At 75.9% G+C, this 20150-nt stretch carries 15 protein-coding genes; 1 reads left to right on the top strand and 14 read right to left on the bottom strand.

Translation table 11 applies throughout. The annotated features are described in order from the left end of the window. Window positions 1-5: 5 nt before the first annotated feature. From DMB38_RS33095 to DMB38_RS33065, 7 genes are all read right to left on the bottom strand, one after another. Entirely contained in the window at window positions 6-287 is a 282-nt protein-coding gene (locus DMB38_RS33095; RefSeq protein WP_125938269.1) for an acyl carrier protein, read from the bottom strand. Between the two features lie 60 nt (window positions 288-347). Further along, window positions 348-1619 (bottom strand): type III PLP-dependent enzyme, encoded by a 1272-nt coding sequence (locus DMB38_RS33090; protein ID WP_125938268.1) that lies wholly within the window; start codon window positions 1617-1619, stop codon window positions 348-350. Then, window positions 1616-2992 carry an ATP-grasp domain-containing protein gene (locus tag DMB38_RS33085; protein ID WP_240662601.1) on the bottom strand — a complete coding sequence of 459 codons (1377 nt, stop codon included), beginning with the start codon at window positions 2990-2992 and terminating at the stop codon, window positions 1616-1618. The genes DMB38_RS33090 and DMB38_RS33085 overlap by 4 nt, the downstream gene beginning before the upstream one ends. A 54-nt stretch (window positions 2993-3046) precedes the next feature. Then, window positions 3047-3976, bottom strand: a complete 930-nt coding sequence (locus DMB38_RS33080; protein ID WP_125938266.1) for a 3-oxoacyl-[acyl-carrier-protein] synthase III C-terminal domain-containing protein — start codon at window positions 3974-3976, stop codon at window positions 3047-3049. Then, a complete protein-coding gene (locus DMB38_RS33075) occupies window positions 3973-9015 on the bottom strand; it encodes an SDR family NAD(P)-dependent oxidoreductase (RefSeq protein WP_125938265.1) in 5043 nt (1680 codons plus the stop codon). The genes DMB38_RS33080 and DMB38_RS33075 overlap by 4 nt, the downstream gene beginning before the upstream one ends. Next, window positions 9008-10471, bottom strand: a complete 1464-nt coding sequence (locus DMB38_RS37595) for an acyltransferase domain-containing protein (RefSeq protein ID WP_125938264.1) — start codon at window positions 10469-10471, stop codon at window positions 9008-9010. The genes DMB38_RS33075 and DMB38_RS37595 overlap by 8 nt, the downstream gene beginning before the upstream one ends. 90 nt (window positions 10472-10561) lie before the next feature. Continuing rightward, window positions 10562-11203: an HAD-IA family hydrolase gene (locus tag DMB38_RS33065; protein WP_240662600.1), complete on the bottom strand. Its 642-nt coding sequence runs from the start codon at window positions 11201-11203 to the stop codon at window positions 10562-10564. Between the two features lie 474 nt (window positions 11204-11677). On the opposite strand from DMB38_RS33065, the gene DMB38_RS33060 reads away from it, so the two are divergent. Then, the gene (locus DMB38_RS33060) at window positions 11678-12184 is read left to right on the top strand and encodes a DUF4188 domain-containing protein (protein ID WP_240662599.1); all 507 of its coding nucleotides are present in this window, start codon (window positions 11678-11680) and stop codon (window positions 12182-12184) included. 27 nt (window positions 12185-12211) lie between these two features. On the opposite strand, the gene DMB38_RS33055 is transcribed toward DMB38_RS33060, so the two are convergent. The 7 genes from DMB38_RS33055 to DMB38_RS33025 all read right to left on the bottom strand — a co-directional run bounded on the left by DMB38_RS33055 (window position 12212) and on the right by DMB38_RS33025 (window position 20022). Next, window positions 12212-12955, bottom strand: a complete 744-nt coding sequence (locus DMB38_RS33055; protein ID WP_125938263.1) for a 4'-phosphopantetheinyl transferase superfamily protein — start codon at window positions 12953-12955, stop codon at window positions 12212-12214. A gap of 211 nt (window positions 12956-13166) precedes the next feature. Then, window positions 13167-14321 (bottom strand): MFS transporter, encoded by a 1155-nt coding sequence (locus DMB38_RS33050; RefSeq protein ID WP_125939433.1) that lies wholly within the window; start codon window positions 14319-14321, stop codon window positions 13167-13169. Window positions 14322-14323: 2 nt separating this feature from the next. Further along, a complete protein-coding gene (locus DMB38_RS33045; RefSeq protein WP_125938262.1) occupies window positions 14324-14851 on the bottom strand; it encodes a GNAT family N-acetyltransferase in 528 nt (175 codons plus the stop codon). Beyond that, complete coding sequence (locus DMB38_RS33040; RefSeq protein WP_240662598.1) at window positions 14814-15995, bottom strand: type III PLP-dependent enzyme; 1182 nt, start codon at window positions 15993-15995, stop codon at window positions 14814-14816. The genes DMB38_RS33045 and DMB38_RS33040 overlap by 38 nt, the downstream gene beginning before the upstream one ends. 44 nt (window positions 15996-16039) lie before the next feature. Further along, a complete protein-coding gene (locus DMB38_RS33035) occupies window positions 16040-17353 on the bottom strand; it encodes a DUF6271 family protein (RefSeq protein WP_125938260.1) in 1314 nt (437 codons plus the stop codon). Next, entirely contained in the window at window positions 17335-18441 is a 1107-nt protein-coding gene (locus DMB38_RS33030) for a phytanoyl-CoA dioxygenase family protein (RefSeq protein WP_125938259.1), read from the bottom strand. The genes DMB38_RS33035 and DMB38_RS33030 overlap by 19 nt, the downstream gene beginning before the upstream one ends. A 39-nt stretch (window positions 18442-18480) precedes the next feature. Next, window positions 18481-20022 carry a glycoside hydrolase family 3 N-terminal domain-containing protein gene (locus tag DMB38_RS33025; protein ID WP_125938258.1) on the bottom strand — a complete coding sequence of 514 codons (1542 nt, stop codon included), beginning with the start codon at window positions 20020-20022 and terminating at the stop codon, window positions 18481-18483. Window positions 20023-20150 lie beyond the last annotated feature (128 nt).

Raw genomic sequence — 20150 nt, 5'->3', positions numbered from 1 at the left:
ACCGCCTAGCCCGCCGCGCCCGGTCCGGCGGACGCCTCGATGAAGGCGCACACGGCGCCGACCGTCTCCAGGTGCTCGGGCTCCAGGGTCTCGGGGTCGATCTCGATGCCGTGGTCGTCCTCCAGCGTCATGAGGAGTTCGAGGACGCTGGTGGAGTCCAGGCCCAGCTCCTCGAAGAGCTTCGTCTGCGCGGTGGCCTCGCCGAGGTCCTTGCGCAGCACGGCCTCCAGCGACTTGATGACTTTGGCCGCAAGGTCGGCCCCGGCCTCGTCGACGTGCGTGGTCATGCTCTGCCTCCTGAGGGGAACGGTGGTGCGTGCGTGCTTCGTACGGTGGTCGGGGGGGCGCTACGGAGCGGGGTCCGGCTGGCGCTCCAGCAGGTCGTCGACGGTGTCGCGGCGCCGTACGAGACGCGCGCGCCCGCCGGCGACCAGCACCTCGGCGGGGTGGCCGTGGCTGAGGAACAGCACGGGCGACGCGCTCGGCCCGTACGCACCGGAGCGGGCGACGGCGACGAGGTCGCCGGGCGCCAGGTCCGCGGGCAGGTCGACGGCCTTGCCAAGAGTGTCGTTGGGGGTGCACAGCGGCCCGGTGACGTTCCACGGGACGAGCGGTCCGCCGCCGCCGACGCGGTGCATGGGGAAGTTGCGGCGGAAGGGCGAGCCGATGCCGACGGCGGCCATGTGGTGGTTGGTGCCGCCGTCGCAGACGGCGAAGCGCTCGCCGCGCGACTCCTTGGTGTAGCGGACGCGGGTGAGGTACGTCCCGGCGGGCGCGGCGAGGTAGCGGCCCAGCTCCATCACCAGCCGGGTCTCCGGGTGCGCGGCGTGGAAGGCGGCGACGACCGGGTTGAGGCCCGCGGTCAGCTCACCGATATCGAGGTCGCTCTCGGCCGCGTGGTACGCCACGCCGAGGCCGCCGCCGACGTCGACCGTGCCGAGGCCGAACCCGAGCCGTCCGGCGAGCCGTTCCGCCAGCTCCAGGATGCGCCGGGTGTTCTCCACGATCGCGGCGGCGGCGAGGATCCGGGTGCCCATGTACGCGTGCACGCCGGTGACCCGGACGTTCCCGTACCGCCGCAGATCGGCCGGGGCGAGTGCGTCGAGCACTTCCTCGTCGATGCCGAACTGCCGCGGCTTGCCGCCCATCGTCAGCCCGCCGCCCTTCAGCTCGAACGCCGGGTTGACGCGCAGCAGCACCTCCGCGGTGGTGCCGCGGTGGCGGGCCTCCTCGTCGATGACGGCCAGCTCGGGCAGCGACTCGGCGATCAGCCGGGCGCCGGCCTTGAGGCAGGCGGCGATCTCGTCGCGGCTCTTGCCCGGGCCGAGGAAGAGCATCTCCGCGCCGGTGGCGCCGGCGCGCTGCGCGGTCGCCAGCTCGGCCAGCGACGACAGTTCGAGGCCGGCGCCCAGCTCGCGCATGGTGCGGGTGACGGCGAGGTTGGGGTTGGCCTTGAGGGAGTAGAAGAGGCGCAGCGCCGGGTGCAACCGCTCGCGCAGGCCGGTGTACTGGGCGCGCAGCCGGTCGGCGTCGTAGAGGTAGAGAGGGGTGCCGAACTCGGCGGCCAGGTCGGTGAGCGCGAGGCCCTGGCAGTGGGCGGCGGGCGTGGCGTCGGTCATCGTACGTCTCCGAACTCGGTCAGGCGCGCGGCCACCGCGGCGTCCAGGGCGTCGGCCGCCGCCTGGCCCGGGGCGGCGAGCAGGAAGTGGAAGCGGCCGTCCGCGGGGGCGGCCGGGGGCGCTTCCGGGCCGGCGAAGGCGGCGTTGACGGTCGCGTGGTTGTCGGGGAGCGCGCCGCGGCCGGCGGCGCGGTCGAAGAGCAGCGGGCCGAGGGCGGCGGCGAGCCGGTCGAACGGGACGGGCGCGGGCAGCCGGACGTCGTACTGCCGGGCGAGCACGACCGCGTCCGCGGGTACGCACTGCTCGTGCAGCCGGGTCTGGTACGTGGACATGTTGTTGCGGGCGTTGATCTCCAGCACCGGCAGCAGCGAGCCGTCGGTCCGTACGAGGGCGTCGACGCCCACGGGGCCGTGGTAGCCGTCGGCGGCGAGCCGCCCGCCGAGGAGCGCCGCGGTCTCCCGTACGACGGCGTGCTGCTCCGGGGTGAGCCGGGCGGGGAAGCGGTGGCCCTTGTGGACGCCGCCCGCGGTGAGCGCCTCCTTGACGAAGTCGAAGCGCACGGAGCCGTCCCGGCCCACGGTGAGGTGGTAGTTGAGGTCGGCGGCCTTGTCGGCCCACACCTCCACGACGACGGCGAGCCGGTCGTCCCCCGTGCGTTCCGCGCGCCGCCGCACCATCCGCACCACCTGCTCCAGCCGGCGCGCCCGGTCGGCGACGACGATGCCCTTGCCGGAGACGCCGTACGCGTCCTTGACGCCGACGACCGCGCCGTCCGCGATCCGGGCCGCGGCCTTCTCCGCCACGGCCTCGAACTCCGCGACCGACTCGCACTCCCAGCCCTCGGCCAGGGGCAGGCCCAGCTCGGCGGCGACCCGGCGGCTGTAGATCTTGCTGTTGACCCGCTTGGCGAGCGCCGCGGCCGGCAGCGCGGCGGCGAGCCCGGCCCGCCGGCACAGCTCCTCCTCGGCGGCGGACATCCCGTGCGGGAGGAGCCGGACGACGCCGAGCGCGCGCAGCCGGGCGAGCAGGGCGGGCGACTCCAGCGCCTCCTCGGTGACGGGCACGGCGGCCCCGCACCGGTCGGTGACCTGCACGTGCGGCAGGTCGAGGCCCAGGCCGCGCAGATAGTCCAGATAGCCGGGATCGGGCGCGGACTTGAGGATCACGTGGTCGCCCGCGCCGCCGAGCAGCAGCGCGAACTCGTCCATGCGCGCGACGACCGCGGAGGGCCCGTTGTCGCCGACGGCCGGCACGCCGGGCTCGCCGCGCGCCCAGTCGCGTTCGACCTCGATGTTGCCGAGCAGTACGAGCGGTGCGGCCGGGTCGCCGGTGCAGGCGCGCCGGACGCCGCTCATGAAGTCGTCGGCCGTCATGTCGTCCCCCATCTCGTGGCGTTCGTGGCGGTGTCCGTCGTGTGCGGCCCGCCGTCAGTGGCGGAACACCGCGGCCGCGAAGGTGGCGCCGAGCCCCACCGCGGCCATCAGGTAGCAGTCGCCCTTGCGGAGCCGGCCGGCGTCGCGCAGGGTCACGTAGTTGAGGAAGGAGTCGGCGCCGAAGCAGTGCCCGAGCTCGGCGACGTTGTCCAGGCAGATGCGCGAGCGCGGGAAGTCCAGCAGTTGGGCGGCCTTGGCCCAGGAGATGCGGTTGACGTTGTGCGGCAGGATCCACGCCAGGTCCTCCAGCCGGATCCCGGCCGCGGCCACCGCCTCGCGGATCACGGTCGTCAGCCGCTCCGCGTAGCGCCGCTCGAACTCCTCGCCGCGCGGAGGCGGGAGCTTCACGTCGTGGTATTCGCCGAAGGTACGGGTGACGTAGCTGCGCAGCACGTCCCCGCCGCCGCCCGCCGCCACCAGGCAGGCGGCCGACGACTCTCCCATCACGGTGGTGCCCGGGATGAGCTGCGCGGTGGGCCAGTCGGCCTTCTCCCCCGCGACGACGAGCGCCAGCGCGCCGGGGTCGCCGTCCTCGGCGAGGAGCCGCCCGGCGAGGTCCACGGCGGCGAGTCCCGAGGAGCACGCCTGCTGGGTGACGGTGAAGACGGCGGCGTGCCCGAGGCCGAGTTCGTCGGCGGCGTCGTGCACGGGGTTCTGCGAGGCGCGGGAGCCGATGGGGATGGTGCGGGCGCTGACGACGTACGACACGCGGTGCTCGTTGCCCGCGAGCGCGGTCAGCTCGCGGGCGGCGGCCACCGTCATCTCGCGCAGCCCCGCGCCGGGCGCCATGCGGACGTCGCGGAGGCCGAAGTAGCGGTGGAACAGGGCGAGGTCGCGGTCGCCGACGCCGAGGCGGGGGGCGAGGTCGGCGATGGGCACCGATACGGGCGCGACGTGGGCGGCCACGTCGTACAGGGCGGTCATCGGGGGCTCCTTCCGGCGGCGGTACGGGACGGGGACGGCGGGCGGCCGGGGTCCCGCCGCGGCTCCGCGGTGCGGGTGGCGAGCGTTGCCGTCGCCCGTTTGTCGCGGGTCGCGAGGCCGGTGAACGCGAAGAGCACCCGGCCCCCGTCGCCGACCGCCTCGCAGCGGGCCACCGTGCCGTCGGCGGCGGTGCGGTGGCGGAGGCCGACCGGGGCGGGGGCCTCGGCGAGCACGGCGTCGTTGCCGGGGGCGAAGAGGTCGAACCGGCCGATGCGGACGGGCACCGGGACGGGCGCGCCGGCGGCGTCCTCGGCGGAATCGGCGGAGGTGAGGGCGGGGGTGGCGGCGGTGGCCCGGAGGAGGCTGTCCATGGCCAGCGCGGGGAGGAGGAAGTCCCGTAGCGGGCCGAGGTGCCCGGGGGACGGCAGGTGCAGCCGCGCGGAGCCCCCGGCGGGGCCCGTGCGCAGTTCGCGGAGCGAGTCGAACATGCCGCGGAGCAGGACCGGGGAACCGGCGAGCGCGTAGGCGTCGCGGGCGGGGACGAGGCCGTCCGCGGCGGGCTCGGGGGCGGGCCGGGGGCCGTACGAGCCGTCGAGGAGGACCGTCATCCGGCTGTACTCCTGCGCCGGGATGGGCCCCCGGGGCGGGGCGGCGACGACCACCAGGACGCGGCCGGGCGTCTCCGCCCGCGCGGTGACCAGCAGCCGCCGCGGCCACTGCTCCTCCGCCGCGCGCACGAACCGCGCGAACACCGCGTCCACGATGGCCACGGGCCGCCCGGCACCGACCGCGGCGGCGGCCTCGGCGGCGATCTCCATGAGGAACGTCCCGGGCAGGGTGGGCCGTTCGTCCACGCGGTGGTCGCGCACGTACCCGTGGCCGTCCAGCCCGAGGCGTACCTCCCAGGCCGTGCCGCCGCCCTCGGCGGGCGCGCCGGGGCCGCGGACGAAGGCCCCGGCGGGGGCCGGTGGCCGCGCGCCGGCGGCGCGCAGCTCCGGCGCGGCGGCGGCGAGCATGCGCCACTCGGTCTCCCCGAGCCACACGGAGGTGCGGGGGTCGCTTCTGCGGTGGAGCAGTTCGGTGCGGAAGTAGCGGCGGCCGAGGGCGTCGTCGAGGTGGGTGAAGTTGTCCTCGCGGGCGAGGTACGCGTCCTGGACCTGGGTGTGCGTCACCATCCCGCTCTCGGTCCACAGGCCGGAGACCAGGGCGTGCACGTCGGCGCCCGCGGTGGCGCGGGCGTGGGCGGCGGCGTGGGTGAGGAACTCGTTGGCGGAGATGTAGTCGGCCTCGCCGGGCCGGGCCACGACGGTGGTGACCGAGCTGATCGCCAGCCACAGCGCGGGGTCGTGGGCGGCGAAGGCGGCGCGGAGGTGGAGCCAGCCGCGCACCTTCACGTCGCGTACGGCCCGGAACTCCGCGGGCGTCTTGCGCCGCAGCGCCGTGGCCCGCTCGACGCCGGCGCCGTGCACGACGACGTCGGCGCCCCCGGCCGCGGCGATCTCGGCGGCCACTTCCCGCAGCGCGCCGGGGTCGAGCACGTCGCACTGCCGGTAGTGCACGCGGTCGGCGCCGTAGCGGGCGGCGAGCCGGCGGAGGGTGCGGCCGCGCTCGGCGGCTTGCAGCGCGCGGTTGTGACGGCGGTTCAGGTCGGCGAGCTTGGCGCCGGGGTGCTCGGCCATCAACCGCCGCAGCGCGGCGGGCCGGTCGGCGGGGGGTTCCGCGGCGTCCGCGGGGCCGGGGGCGGGTCCGGAGCCGAGCAGCCAGATCGCGGCGGGCCGGGACAGCCCGGCGAGCTGGTCCACGAGTTCCGCGGTGATGCCCCGGCCGCCGCCGGTGGCGACGACGACGGGCGCCCGCGGCAGCCGGGGCGCGGCGGGCCGGTCCCCCGCGGGCGCGAGCACGGCTTCGGCCCGTACGCCGCGGCGGTGGTGGGCGACGCCGAGATGCCGCTCGACGGCGGACTCCCGGCTCAGCAGGTCGAGCCCGGCGGGCAGATCCGGGGCGTCGGTGACGACGCCGTAGACGAGCCCACCGGGCAGATCGGCGCCGAGCGCCCGCACGAGCCCGGTGAAGAGCCCGGTGGCGGGGCCGGGCACGGGATCGCCGGGGTCGAGGACGAGCACGGCGAAGGACCCGCGGTCGCCGAGGGGTTCGGCGAGGAGGTGCGCGGCGGCGAAGGCGAGTTCCTGCAGTGCGAGCGAGGCCGTGGGGAGGGCGTCCGGAGGGCCCGCAGGCCGGGCGGTACCGGAGGTGCGCGCGTCGGCGACCGTGCCGGACGGACCGCGGGTGCCGTGGTCCACGGGCTCCGCGAGCCCCGGGGCGGCCGGGCGGCGTCTCGCGTCGAAGAGGACGCGCACGTGGCGGAGGTCGCGGTCCCTCAGGATGCCGGCCAGGTCCTCCGGGGCGTCGAGTACGTGCACATCCGGTGCCCGCCCCGCCTGTGCCGCGCGCGGCGCCGCGACGACGCAGCCCGGCGGCAGTGCGAGACCTGCCGGCGCCTCCGGGGCGTTCGTCAGCACCAGGGTGCCCGGCGGGAGCGCGGGCAGCGCGGTCCGTACCGCGGTGCGGTCCATGCGCTTCAGGCGCAGGACGTACGGGCGCAGCTCGCCGAGGCGTTCCGGGGCCGCGGGCGACTCCGGTACGTAGGTGAGCGCGGGAGTGCCGGGCGCGACCGGGGTCAGCTCCGCCGCCGCGTCGTTCGCGCGTACGGCGCGGTGCAGGGCGACGAGCCCTTCGGCGGCGTGGAAGTACGGCGCGGCCTCCGCCGCGCCCGGGGCCGCTTCCTCGACCGCACCGCGAGGAACACCCGGCCCGCCGGCCACCGCCGGCTCCCCCGCCGCGGCCGTGTCCGCCCCCGCGCCCGCGGTCGGCGAGACCCGCAGCTCCCCCAGCACCCGCAGGCCCCGCGCCTCCGCCTCCTCCCGGCGCATGAGGACCGCCGCCGCGGCCGTCTCCGTCGTGGTCATGCCCGCCGGCGGGGTCACCAGTTCCGCCGCCGCCAGCGTGCCGATCACCACCGCCGCGGAGAGTTCGCCCGCCGCGAGGTGGCGGCAGGCCGCCGCCAGGGCCGCGTGGGAGGAGTCGGGGCCGGCGTCCAGGGTCATGTTCGGGCCGTGCAGGTCGAGGAGCTGGGCCACGCGGGAGGCGATGATGTTGGGCATCAGCCCCGGCAGGGAGTCGCTGTTGCTCTCGGGCGCCAGCGCCCGTACACCCGCGGTCAGCGCGGACACGTCCCCCTCCGCCCGCGCCTCGATGTCGTCCAGGTACGCCCGCATCGTGCACGCCAGCGCCTGGCGCACCTGACCGCTGTGGCCGACGAACACCCCCGTACGGGCGAGGAGTTCCGGTTCCTCCCACCCGGACCGCAGGTCCAGGGCGCACCGCAGCGCCATGAGCTGGCTGCGGTCCAGCCGCTCCAGCACCGCGGGCGGCAGCCGCACGTCGAGCGGCGCGGGCGCCGGGAACGACGCGCCGAAGACCGGGCCCGGCGACGGCGGCTCCAGGGCCGTCGTCGCGACCACCACGACCGGCGCCGGGTCCGCGGCCGCGGGGGCGGCCGGGCCCGGGCGGTCGCTGACGACGACGTGCGCGTTCGTGCCGCCGAAGCCCATCGCCGAGACCCCCGCCGTACGGGCCCGGCCGTCCGGCGACGGCCGCCACGGCAGGGTCCGTACGGGAACGGTGACGTCGCCCGCGACGGGTCCGGTGTAGAGGTGCTGCGCGGGGATCGCCTCGTGGCGGAGCGCGAGCAGCGCGTGGATGACGTTGACCGCGCCCGCCGCCCAACCGGTGTGGCCGATCAGCGACTTGTTCGACGTCAGCGTCCACCGCCTGCCGGGCGCCGCGGCGGCCAGCGCCCGCAGCTCCGCCTGGTCGCCCGCGGCGGTGCCGGTCGCGTGGGCGACGATCCAGTCGACGTCCTCCGGGCCGACGCCGGCCGCCGCCCAGGCCCGTTCGAGGGCGATCCGCTGCCCGGCGGGGTTCGGCGCGTACACCGCCTTGCCGCGCCCGTCGGACGAGCCGCCGAAGCCGCGGACGAACCCGAGGACGGGATCGCCGTCCGCGAGGGCGCGCGCGTACGTCTTGAGCGCCACGACCGCGGCGCCGTCCGAGAAGAGCACCCCGTCCGCGCCGCGGTCCAGTGACCGCACGAGGCCGCCCCTGGCCAGCCCGTCGAGCTTCGCGAAGAGCACCATGGTCTGGGCGTTGACGGAGTACGCGCCGCCGCAGAGCGCGACGTCCGCGCGGCCTTCGCGCAGCGCGCGCATGCCGAAGTCGAAGCTGTAGAGGGACGAGGAGCAGGCCGTGTCGACGACGACGGTCTCCACCGGGTCCGCGATGCCGGCCAGCGCGTCGCGCACGACGCGGTACGGCGCGGTGCCGGCGAGGTCGGGCGATCCTGCCGGGTAGAGCGCGGCCAGCGGTTCCGGGTCCCCGGCCGCCGGCCCGGCCAGCAGCCGGGCGCCGTGCCGCAGGAGACTGTGCTCGGCGGCGTGGCCGCCGTCCGCGGTCATGCCGACGGCCGCGAAGGTGCGCGTACCGGCGTCGAGACGCACCCCGTCGAGCGCCTGGAGGACGCTGTGCCGCAGCCACCGGCCGCTCGGCTCGCGCTGCGGTGCGCGGTCGGCGGCGAGTTCGGCGCGCAGCCGGGGGTGGGGGCGCAGGTCGTGGAGGAAGCCGGAGGTGCGGGTGCACGTCTTGTCCGGCGCGGCCGGGTCCGCGGACCACAGCGCGTCGATGTCCATGCGGTCCCCGGGCTCGCTGAACTGCGGTACGCGGTCGCGCAGCAGGTCCCACAGCTCGTCGGGCGAGCAGGCGCCGGGCACCGCCAGGCCCATGCCGACGGCGACGATCGCGCCGGGGCCGGCGGGGGCACCGGCCGCGAGCGACGGCAGCGACCCTGTGGTGCGTACGGCCGCGTCCAGGCCGCGCGCCCGCAGCTCGGCCGCGGCGGCCTCGGCGGCGGCGCGGTCGGCGGCGGCGGCCTCGACGCGGTAGCGCGGCGTGCGGGGAGCGCCGCCCCCGGTGCCGTCAGCCATCGGCCCGTACGGCCGTGGGGGCGGCCGGGCCTGTGGTGCGGCCGGTCTCGTCGATGAGGCGGGCGAGATCACCGAGGGTGGACTGGAGGGCGAAGCGGGTGTCGTCGGCCACGTGGTGCAGGCCGAAGCGGTCGATCAGCGTGCTCAGCACCTCCATGCGCTTGAGCGAGTCGATGCCGAGGTCGCCTTCGAGGTCGGCGTCCGGGTCCATGGCCTCCACGGGGTACCCGAGCCGGTCGGCGTAGACCTGCTGAAGTGCGGCCAGCACGCCGCCGCCTGCCGCGGGCCCCGCGGGGGAAGGCGCGGGTAGGGGGCCGGGCCCTGCCGCGGCAGGGGGTGGCACAGCCGCGGTCGGGGGTGCGGAAGGGGCGGCCGGGTCCGCCGCCCGGCCGGACGCGGCTGACTCCGTCGCACGTACGGGTGCGGGACCGGGGACGCGCGCCGCGGGCAGCTCCCGCGCCGCAGGCGCCGGGACCGGTGCCCCCGCACCGGGGTCGGGCACCGGAGATGCCGTCGGTGCCGCGGGCCTCTCCCCCGTGGCCGTCGCGAGCCACCGGTCCGCGGTCTGCGTCCCGCAGCCCACCGCCTGCCGCACCAGTTCCCCGAGGCCCGCGCGGCCGCACTCCACCACCGACTCCAGCCCGTACGTCTGCAACTCGCGCAGCGCGGCGAGGAAGTCGACGGGCCGGGTCACCGCGGCGACCAGCGACGCCTTGACGTCGGTGTCGTCCCCGACGAGCCCGCCGAGGGCCGGCGAGTACAGGCGGCGTTGCGCCGGGCGCTCGGGGATGCCCTCGATCGCCGCCGCGAACTCCGCCTGGGCGGTGGCCAGCAGCGGGTTGTGGAACGGGTAGGGCGCGGTGAGCCGGACGGCCCGTACGCCGAGGACGTCGGCGAGCGCGGCGAGGCGGCCGAGGGCGTCCCCGGGGCCCGAGACGACGACGTGCCGCGGCGCGTTGACGACGGCGAGCCGGGCGCCCGGCAGCTCCGCGGCGGCGAGCAGCGCGGTGGCGCGGCGGGCCGGCAGGGTGAGCGCGAGCATGCCGCCGGTGCCGGCGGCGCCGTGCTCCAGGGCGCGGGCGCGGTGGGCGGCGATGCGGGCGCCGTCCGCGGCGGTGAAGCAGCCGGCGTGGGCGGCGGCGGCCATCTCGCCCATGCTGTGGCCGAGTACGACGTCGGCGGGCGCGCGCAGGTCGACCTCGCGGGCGTACACGAGCGCCGCGGCGTAGATCGCGAGCTGGAGCGCGAACGGGTCGGTCTCGGCGAGCCGGCGGCCGTCCGCGGCATCGGCACCGGCGTCGGTGAGCAGCGGCGAGATCGGGTCGTGGCCGAACTCGGCGGCGACGGTGTCGACGACGGCCAGCAGGTCGGCGACCGGGGCGCTCACCGGCCCGGCGAACGCGCCGGGCCGGTAGGCGCCCTGGCCCGGCAGCAGCAGTGCGGTTCTGAGATCCATCTCCGCCTCCCCTTCGCGTGGCGTGAGAACGGCAGCCGCGACCGCGGCCCCCGTCGGCACGGGGGGCGGCGCGTACGGCTGGGTGGTGGGTCAGTCGGCGGTGACGGAGAGGGCGCCGAGGCCCGCGATCCGGTGGCCGTGGACGGGGCCCGGCGGTCCCGCGACCGCGAGCGCGGGCATGCCCGCGGCCCGGGCGGCGCGCAGGCCGACGTCGGCGTCCTCGATCACGAGGCAGGACGACGGAGGCGCGCCGACGAGGGCTGCGGCGGTCAGGTACCCCTCGGGGCTGGGCTTGCCCGCGGCGACGTCCTCGGCGCAGACCAGGACGTCCGGCAGCGGCAGTCCGGCCGCCGCCATCCGGCTGCGGGCGACGCTCCGGGTCGCGGAGGTCACCAGCCCCCAGCGGCGCGGGGGCAGGGTGGCGAGCAGCCGCGGGGCGCCGGGTGCGGCGCGGACACCGGCGGTGTCGGTGCAGGACAGGTGGTCGAACCAGGCCAGTTCGCCGTACGGGTCGGCGTGCGGGGCCAGTTCGCGGATGACGTCGATATCGCGGCGCCCGCGCGAGGCGCGGATGACCTTCTCGGGGTCGAGGGAATGGCGCCTCGCCCACATGCGGGTGTGGCGGTCCATTGCGGCCGCGGATTCCACCAGTGTGCCGTCCATGTCGAACAGCAGGGCGTGGACGTCGAGCGAGCGCGGCCCGCCCGGGTCGCCGACGTCGCGGAATCCCACATTCAGCAGTGAATGCGTCCTGCTCGCACCCGCCCTGGCGCTTTCCGTGAACAACTTGCCGGTAACCATGCCCGCCCGCGCGGGCACGGGTGCTGCGCCTTCGTCGAGTTCGTTGCCGATTCGTCCCGGCTGTTGCGCGGAGTCCACCGGAATCTCCACGCGTGCCGCCTTCCACATAAGTACCTGTCCGTTCGGTGCAAGGTGAACTTCAGGCCGTGCAGCGAGGGTTATGTGGTGCCGTGTTCAGAGTGTGACGAACAGTAGTCGGGTGGTGACCGGAGGGCCATCGCACGTTCGGTTCTGCGTTCGAGCGAGCGTCATCGTACATGCAATCCGTTGGTCTGAACCATTCTTTTCTCGCAAAATATTTGCCGGACATGTCCCTACTCAGGCGGCAACGGCTGATGTTGCCCTTTTGTGCATCTCAACTGCCCCCTGTACAGGCGATGTCGCCGACGCGGAGGACGCTCTACGATGACGGCGACCGGCTCGGCGAGCGCGAGGAACCCCGGAAAGGACCCGGACGGCATGGCGCGGATAGAGCAGGGCAGGGTGAATGTCGACACCGGCCACGGATTCGTCCTCTTCCTGGTAGGAATGCGGATCAATTACCTCTGGAAGGTGCACAGATGGTGGCCGGCGTTCACCGCGATGCCGAAGCTGCTGGTGGAACTCGGCGAGGATCCGGAACTCGGGCTGCTCGGCAGCAGAATGAGCCGCAGTGGACGTACGATCACGGTCGTCCAGTACTGGCGGTCGGCGGAGCACATCGAGGAGTTCTCGAAATCTCGGGAACACCGGCACAGGTCGTACTGGAAGTGGTTCAACCGTGCCGTCGGCAGCGGCGGGGACGTCGGCATCTGGCACGAGCTGTACCACGTGCGGCCGGGTTCCTATGAGGCCCGCTATATCAACATGCCGGAATTCGGACTCGGCGCCGCTTTCGGCGCGGAACCGGGCCGCAGAGCCGAACCGGAATGAGCCCTGACGGCGGCGGGCGGCACCGGATCAGGGTAATGCGGCGCGGGGTTCGTGGATTTCCCCGGCGATGTCCTTGACGCTTGCGGACTCCACGGCCAGCGCCCCCGCGTGGCCGTTCCCCGGCGCCAGATCGACCAGGTGCCAGCCCGGCACGGCGGTGGAGACGTCGTCCGCGTCGAGGGCGCGGCCGAGGCCCACGCCGAGCCCCTTCAGGTACGCCTCCTTGCGCGTCCACAGCCGCGTGAACGCGGCGGAGCGCAGCGCCTCGGGCGCCGTCAGGACGACCGCGCGCTCCGCCGGGTGCAGCCGCGCCACCAGGCTCTGCTCGGGCGGCGCGGCCCTCACCGGCTCCACGTCGACGCCCACCCGGCCGGGCGCGACGGCGACGAGCACCAGCCCGCCGCCGTGCGAGAGGGAGAACTCCGGGCCGTCCGCGGGCCGTTCGAGCACCGGCCGGCCGTGCGGGCCGCCGCACCGGGGGCAGGCGCGCCGGCCGAAGCGGAGTGCCGCGGGCGCGGTGCCGGTCAGCTCGCCCAGCAGCCGGCGCAGTTCGGCGTGGGCGACGCCGTAGCGGATCCGGTCGGCCCGGCGCAGGAAGCTCGCGTGCCGCCGCAGCTCGGCGTCGTCGAGGGCCGACAGGTCCGGTTCGGCGCCGGGCCCGGCGTCGAACGCCCAGACCCGCGCGCCCGCGGGCAGCCCCGGCGGCGCGGCGGCGCCGGGCGTGACCCGTACGCCCGCGAGGGCACCGCCGGGCGCGTCCGCGACCCGCACCGCCGCTCCGGGCCCGTCCGGGGCCCCGCCTCCGGCCACCTCGGCGCCGCTCTCGACCGCGGCCGCAGCCGCAGCCCCAGCCGCCCCGACCGCTTCCCCGGCCACGCCCCCGTCCCGCTCCGGCCGCCGGCCTCGCCCGTGCTCCGCCATCGCCGTCCCACCCCCGTTTCGAACAGCCTCTCCGCGCCGCCCCGTTCGCGCCCGCGGGCGCTCAGGCGTTGCTCAGCGCGGGCCAGCGTATCCGCGTCGTACACACCGATACGAGCAGCGCGGACGCGGCGACGGCGCCCATGCCCCACGCCAGCCCCGCCGCGCCCGCGATGAAGCCGATCGCCGCGGGCCCGCCCAGCAGCCCCGTGGTGCCCATCGACGCCACCAGGGAGAGCGCGTCGGGGCCCTCCCGGGCCGCCGCGACGTACACGCACGGCGTCACGGCCGCGACGCCCAGACCGACGCACGCGAACCCGAGGAGCGCCGGCACCACGCCGCCCGCGAGCACCGCGACGGCGAGGCCCGTGCCCGCCAGCGCGCTGCCGAGCCTGACCACGGGGCCGTCGCCCCAGCGGGTGCGCCAGCCGTCGGCGAAGAGGCGGGCGACGACCATCATCACGGAGACCACCGCGATGCCCAGCGGCGCGATCTCGGGCGCCGCGCCGGCGACGTCCTCCAGGTAGAGCGTCGACCAGTCGTTCATGGCGCCCTCGGTGATGGTGCCGAACGCCATCGCGCACCCCATCCAGAGCGTGACGCGCGCCGGCAGCCGCCACCTGCGGCGCTCCTTCTCCGGCTGCCGGAAGGCGTCCTCGGCGGGCAGCCCGGTGCGGGCGACGGCGAGGAGCGCCAGGAGCAGCACCGCGGCCACCGCGAAGTGTGCGGCCATCGCCTCGGTCGCGGTCTGCACGGCGGACGCCAGCAGCGCGGCGGCCAGCGAACCGGCGCTGAAGGTGGCGTGCATCTTCGCCATCGCGGTGCGCTCGTGGATCTCCTCCAGAGCGGCGCCCTGCGCGTTCATCGCGACGTTCAGACAGCCGACGGCGACGCCGTCGGCCGCGACGACGACCAGCGCGACGGGGTAGTCGGGCGCCGCGGCGAACGCGGGCAGGAACAGCAGCAGGGCGCCGGCGGAGGCGAACGCGAGCCGTTTGGCGCCCATCGCCTTCATGAGGTGGGCGACCAGCGGGAAGGACGCCGCCGCGCCCGCGCCGCAGGCCATGAGCAGCAGCCCCAGCTCGGTCGCCGTCAGGTCCAGCTCGTCCTTCACCCGCGGCAGCCGGGACACCCAGGTGACGTACTGGAAGCCCAGGAAGCAGAAGAGCGCCGCGATGGCCACCTGGGCGCGGCGGAAGTCGTCGTGTATCCGCGGCATCGTCACCGGCCCGCCTCCCTGGACATGTAGACCGCCCACGGGCCGTAGCCGGCCGGGGGTGCCACCTCGTAGTGCGGGCGGTAGCCGCGGCGGGTCCAGAACGCCGCGGTGCCGGCGACGGCGACGAGGGAGATCCGGCGGAACCGCCGGGCGCGGGCGGTGGCGGTGAGCCGGGCGAGCAGACGTCCCGCGAGCCCGGCGCCGCGCAGGTGCTCGGCCACGACGATGTCGTGCAGGTGCAGGTTGTCGGTCGCGTGCCGGGCCTCCTCCGCGCCGCGCAGTTCGGGGCAGCGGAACGCCGGGTACGGCAGCGCCAGCAGGTAGCCCCCGGGCGCGCCGTCGGCGTCCAGCACGAAGCAGGTGCCGGGCGAGGCCCGGCCGCGGGACTCCAGGGCCGCGCGGCCCTCGGCGAGCGCCCGGTCGGCGTACGCGCGGTCCTCCAGCGCGGCGATGGCGCCCCAGTCGTGGGCGGCGATGTGCCGGATGCGCACGTCAGCCGGCGCGCAGGCAGGTGTGCGGTAGCGGACCATAGCCGTTGAACCCCCGGGTCATGTAACTGACGGCGTACGCACCGCTGGAGAGGATCCACACCGGATCCCCGGACGCGGCCGCCCTGGGCACCTGCACCGGTACGCGGCCCTCCGCCACAACGTCGTCGCTGTCGCAGGTGGGCCCGGCGACGACCGCCGGCACCAGCTCCGCGGCGGCGCCGTGGGAGGGGAACACCAGCGGGTACTGCAACCGGTCGACCTCGTACAGGCCGTTGAACTTGCCGCAGCTCAGGAAGAGCCAGTAGCCCCGCCCGCCGTCCGGGTGCCGGCGCGAGGAGAGCCGTGCGACGTGCGCCCGGATCGCCCCGTGGTCGGCGACCAGGTGCCGGCCCGGTTCGACGACGAAGCGCAGCGGGCCGCGGGCCGCGGCGCGCAGCCGCGCCATCCCCGCGCGGATCGCCGCGAACGTCTCGTCCAGCTCCGGCACCAGCGGCCGGCCGCGCAGGTCGCGGTAGCCGAGCGCGGGCAGGCCGCCGCCGAGGTTGACGTGGTCGAGGTGGATGCCGCGCCGGGCCAGGGCCGCGAGTACCTCCGCGAAGGTGTCGAAGGCGCGGCGCCACGCCGCGGCCGTCATCTGCTGCGAGCCGACGTGCACGGAGAGCCCGGCCGGGGTGAGCCCCGCGGCCCGCGCCCCGGCGAGCACCCGCACCGCCTCCTCCGGCGTGCAGCCGAACTTCCGGCTGAGCCCCCACAGCGCGCCCTCGCCGGTGGTGGCCAGCCGGCAGAACACCCGTGCACCGGGGGCGAGTGCGGCGATGGCCAGCACGTCCTCGGGGCTGTCGGTGGCGAAGTCGCGGACGCCGAGGCGGTGCGCGGCGAGGATGCCGCGGTCGGACTTGACGGTGTTGCCGTAGTGGATACGGGCCGCGGGCGCGCCGGCGCCGAGCGCCTGCGCCACCTCGCCGGGGCTGGCGGCGTCGAACCCGGCGCCCTTCTCCGCGAGCCGGGCCAGCACCTCGTCGACGGGGCACGCCTTCATCGCGAACCTGACGTCGACGCCGGGCAGCCGGCGCCGCAGTTCGTCGTAGCGCTCCTCGATGCCGGGCAGGTCGTAGATGATCCGGTCGTCGTCCGCGGCGGCGAGGGCGGCGCGCAGCCGCGCGGTCACGGCTGCGGTCGTCACGGGCGGGGCCGGCGGGGCCGGCCGCGGGGACCGTACCGCCGCCGTCACCGGCCGGCCCCCGGCACGTCCGTCGCCCTGCTCGCCCGCACCAGCGGCTCCCACGCGGCGATGAGCAGCGCGAAGTCGGCCATGTCGCGGGCGGCCTCCGCCGGCAGGCCGGAGGCGCGGGCGGCCAGCACACCGGCGAACTCCGCGTATCTGCCGCCGAGTTTGCGGTAGGCGATCTCCAGGGCGGTCAGCCGCATGACGTTCTCGTCGCGGTCGAGCCGGGCGCTGCGCGCGACCAGTTCGCCGACGGCGGCGGCGCGCAGGCGGTACCGGTCGTCGAGGAGCGCGGCACCGGCGGCGGCCAGTTCGTCGTAGACGACGTTGAAGTAGCGCATCGACAGCAGGAACTTGGCGAACCGCATCTGGTAGGCGGTGAAGCCGGCTCCGGTCTTCCGCTCGTCGGTGTGGTAGTTGACGATGTGCCGGTTGTGGAGGACGCCGGGCAGGGTGGCGTCGTGGACGAGGTGGAGGAGGAAGTAGTCGCTGCCGATCGTGTCGGTGGCCGGCGGCAGCGGTACGGCCTCGTACACGCCGCGGTGGAAGGCGACGTTGCACATGTCGACGCGCATCGGGTCGACGGCGCCGAGGACGGCGTGGTCGCCGCCGAACGCCTCTGTGCCCGCGCCCTTGAAGGACTCCTCGACCAGCGCCCGCTTGCGCTCCTCCGGCCAGTGCGGCGGCGCCCAGAGGCTGACGACGTCGTGGTAGACGGCGGGATCGAGGTCGTGGATCCCGGCGATGTCGACGGACATCTCGCCGACGAACGAGGCGCCGACGAGCGAGACGGGCTTGGGGGCGTGGAGCGGGTTCAGCGCGTCGGCATCGACCCGCCGGGCGGCTTCCGCGGCGGGCAGGCCGAGGGTGGCGAGTTCGTGGTGGACGGGGAAGACGGGCCGGCCGCCGGCGGTCTGGTAGCGGCTGTCGGAGTCCCGGCGGTGCACCGAGCCGCAGCCGAGGGCGGCGGCGAGGAGGAACGCGCGGTCGGTGCAGGCGCCGTACGAGACGGCGTCGGGCAGCAGCAGGCGCAGCAGCTTCCCTGCGCCCGCGACCCGGGCGCGGCGGAGCACGGCGGTGAGGAACGTACGCTGCTCGGCCTCGCCGAGGTGGTGCACGACGACCCCGGGCACGCGCGGCAGCCCGGCGACCGCGGCGGCGTGGCCCGCGCGGTCGCGGTCGGCGGCGGAGTCGAGGATCAGGAAGTGCACCTCGGCCCCGAAGTGGGCGGCGGCGTGGACGGCTTCCTCGTGGACGGCGGCGATGGTGGCCGCGCAGGCGCGGTTCGTGGGCAGCGTCAGGCAGATGCGTGCCACGTCTCCCCCGTCCGCTCCGGCTCCGCCCCGGCCCGGCCCGCTGCTGTCCCGCCGGGCGCGGCGTCCGGCGCGGGGGCGCGCCAGGAGTCGAGCCCGAGGAGCTTGCGGCCGAGGCCGGTGAGCGCGGCCGGTCCGTACCGCTCGGACTCGTGCCGCCGGGAGTCGCCGAGCAGGGTGGCGTTCCAGTCGGGGGTGCTCAGGGTGCGCCAGGACTCGACGCGCGAGTGGCGCAGCCGCTCGTGCTCCTCCAGGGCGGGCATCATCGCGAGGTACTGCACGGCGCGTACGCCGCTCTCCGAGGCGTTCGCGGCGACGCCGTGGGCCAGCAGCCCGTTCCAGATGAGCAGGTCGCCGGCGGCCAGTTCGGGGCGTACGACGGGGAACTCGGCGGGGTCGGTGTTCGGCCGGATCGGGTCGCGGCCGGCGGGCTGGGCGAGCTTCCACTTCTCGAAGTCGCGGAAGAGCTCGGGCGCGCACTGGAAGCCGCCGTGGTCGGGGCGGGTGTCGTTGAGCGCGATGATGCCCTGCACGCGCTGCGGGAGGACGGCGAGGGTGGTGTCGACGTCCCAGTGCAGCTCGATGTCGAAGCCGGTGTCGGTGGGCTCGATGAGGGTGCGGCTGCGGTTGCCGACGTTGGGCGGGTTGAGGTTCAGCCGGTCGAGCGTCACCCACAGCTCGTCGCAGTCCCAGACGTCGGCGAAGGCGTCGTAGACACGGCGGGTCTGGCGGCTGTCCCAGATCAACTGGTGCTGGTACGCCTCGACGAAGCCGTAGACGTGCAGGTCACGGTCGAGGTCGGAGCGGAACTCGCGGTCCTCGTACCAGGTCTCGGGGCGGTCGGGGTCCAGGCCCTGGAAGTCCCAGGCGAAGTCGAGCAGCAGGGCGGCGGCTTCGGCGGGTATCGCTTCCCTCACCACGACGTAGCCGTAGGTCTGCCAGTGGGCGTAGTCCTCGTCGGAGAGCACGCGCAGCGGCCGGGACTTGCGGATGTCGCGTAACGGGGTGCGGGCGAGGTAGGACTCGCCGTCGGCGCTGAAGTACGGGATGTCGGAAGCGGCACGGTACAGGTACGGGCCGGGGTCGGCCATGGAACGTCCTCCAGAAGTGGAACTCGTTGCGTGCTGCCGTCACACCGCGCCGGTGAGGACCTCGGCGGCGGCGATGCCGGAGACGCGCGTGGCCCCGTGGGTCGACAGGTGCACGGCGCCGAGCCGGTCCTCGGCGGGCAGCCCCATCTCGACGACGAGCGCGTCGGGCCGCCGCCGCAGCAGGTCGGCCAGGGCCTGCCACATCCACGGGTGGCGGGCGGCGTCGCGGACGACGACGACCAGCTCGCGGCCGTCGGCCGGGCGCAGCGCCCGGCCGTCGAGCACCTCCGCGGCGCCGCCCGCGGCGCCGGTCAGCTCGGACTCGCCGAGGCGCACCGACGTGGTGCCGGGGCGCAGGGCGCGCAGCGGCTCCGCGACGCCCCAGGGCGTACGGCCGTCGATGGCGAGGCTGGTGACGGGTGAGAACTCGACGACGTGCGGATCGCCGGCGAGCGGGAAGCGGGCCGGGCCCGCCGGGTCGTGGTGGACCCGGACGGCGCGGCGGGCGGCGACGAGACCGATCTGGTGGTCGGCCCCGTCACCGCCGCGGGGGTCGCCGGCGGGGACACCGCGGGTCAGCGCGGCGGACCAGGCGGCGAACTCGTGCACCCGGGCGGCGGCTTCCGCGAGCCGCTCCCCGGGCAGGCTGCCGTCGCGCACGGCGGCGACGATGGCGTCGGTCAGGCCGGTGGTGACGGACTCCTCGGCGTTCTCGCCGCCGACGCACACGGCGTCGACGCCGCCGGCGAGCGCGCGGACGGTGGCGCCGTCGATGCCGTACAGGTCGGAGACGGCGCCCATCTCGATGCCGTCGGTGACGACGAGGCCGGTGAAGCCGAGTTCGTCGCGGAGCAGGTCGCGGATGATGCGGGGGCTGAGGGTGGCGGGGAGGGTGTCGTCGTAGGCGGGGATGAGCATGTGCGCCGTCATGACGGTGCGTACGCCCGCCTCCATGGCGGCGGTGAACGGCGGCAGCGCGGTGCGGGCGATCTCGCGGGCGTCGGCGGCGACGTGCGGCAGGCCGTGGTGGGAGTCGACGCTGGTGTCGCCGTGGCCGGGGAAGTGCTTGGCGCAGGCGGCGACGCCGGCGGACTGCAGCCCGCGGATCCAGGCGGCGGTGTGCCGGCAGACGAGGTCGGTGCGGGCGCCGAAGGAGCGGACGCCGATGACGGGGTTCTTGGGGTTGGAGTTGACGTCGGCGGAGGGGGCGTAGTTGAGCGAGACGCCCATGGCGTGCAGTTGGCGGCCGATGTCGTACGCGACCTGCTCGGTCAGCTCGACGTCGTCGACGGCGCCGAGGGCGAGATTGCCGGGGCGGGTGGCGCCGGTGCCGGCCTCGATCCTGGTGACGTCGCCGGCCTCCTCGTCGATGGCGATGATCAGGTCCGGGTTCTCGGCGCGCAGCTCGGCGGTGAGGGCGGCCACCTGCTCGGGGTGGACGATGTTGCGGCCGAAGAGGACCACGGACGCCAGGCCCTCGCCGATTCTGCGGCGCAGCCAGTCGGGCGCGGTCGTGCCCACGAACCCCGGCTGGAGAACCGAGTTGGCAAGCCGGGCGAGTTCGGGGTTGTTGGCTGCCATGGAGACCTCCGCGGGAGCAGGGGCGGGACGGCGGCCGCGGCGGACTGCGGGGCCGTCCGCGCGACGGGTGCGAGTGGTGTGGAAGGCGGGTGGGAAGGGGCTGACGCGGCGAGGAAAGACTTGGTACA

The sequence above is a fragment of the Streptomyces sp. WAC 06738 genome (assembly GCF_003945505.1).
In the GTDB taxonomy this organism is placed as follows: Bacteria; Actinomycetota; Actinomycetes; order Streptomycetales; family Streptomycetaceae; genus Streptomyces.
The sequence above is the reverse complement of the archived record's forward strand: the minus strand, read 5'-3'. Positions and strand labels throughout refer to the sequence as shown.

What these genes read in the sequence shown, in the direction of transcription:
- DMB38_RS33095 (WP_125938269.1), bottom strand. Translation starts at nt 287, where the DNA reads ATGACCACGCACGTCGACGAGGCCGGGGCCGACCTTGCGGCCAAAGTC.
- DMB38_RS33090 (WP_125938268.1), bottom strand. Translation starts at nt 1,619, where the DNA reads ATGACCGACGCCACGCCCGCCGCCCACTGCCAGGGCCTCGCGCTCACC.
- DMB38_RS33085 (WP_240662601.1), bottom strand. Translation starts at nt 2,992, where the DNA reads ATGACGGCCGACGACTTCATGAGCGGCGTCCGGCGCGCCTGCACCGGC.
- DMB38_RS33080 (WP_125938266.1), bottom strand. Translation starts at nt 3,976, where the DNA reads ATGACCGCCCTGTACGACGTGGCCGCCCACGTCGCGCCCGTATCGGTG.
- DMB38_RS33075 (WP_125938265.1), bottom strand. Translation starts at nt 9,015, where the DNA reads ATGGCTGACGGCACCGGGGGCGGCGCTCCCCGCACGCCGCGCTACCGC.
- DMB38_RS37595 (WP_125938264.1), bottom strand. Translation starts at nt 10,471, where the DNA reads ATGGATCTCAGAACCGCACTGCTGCTGCCGGGCCAGGGCGCCTACCGG.
- DMB38_RS33060 (WP_240662599.1), top strand. Translation starts at nt 11,678, where the DNA reads ATGACGGCGACCGGCTCGGCGAGCGCGAGGAACCCCGGAAAGGACCCG.
- DMB38_RS33050 (WP_125939433.1), bottom strand. Translation starts at nt 14,321, where the DNA reads ATGCCGCGGATACACGACGACTTCCGCCGCGCCCAGGTGGCCATCGCG.
- DMB38_RS33045 (WP_125938262.1), bottom strand. Translation starts at nt 14,851, where the DNA reads ATGGTCCGCTACCGCACACCTGCCTGCGCGCCGGCTGACGTGCGCATC.
- DMB38_RS33030 (WP_125938259.1), bottom strand. Translation starts at nt 18,441, where the DNA reads ATGGCCGACCCCGGCCCGTACCTGTACCGTGCCGCTTCCGACATCCCG.
- DMB38_RS33025 (WP_125938258.1), bottom strand. Translation starts at nt 20,022, where the DNA reads ATGGCAGCCAACAACCCCGAACTCGCCCGGCTTGCCAACTCGGTTCTC.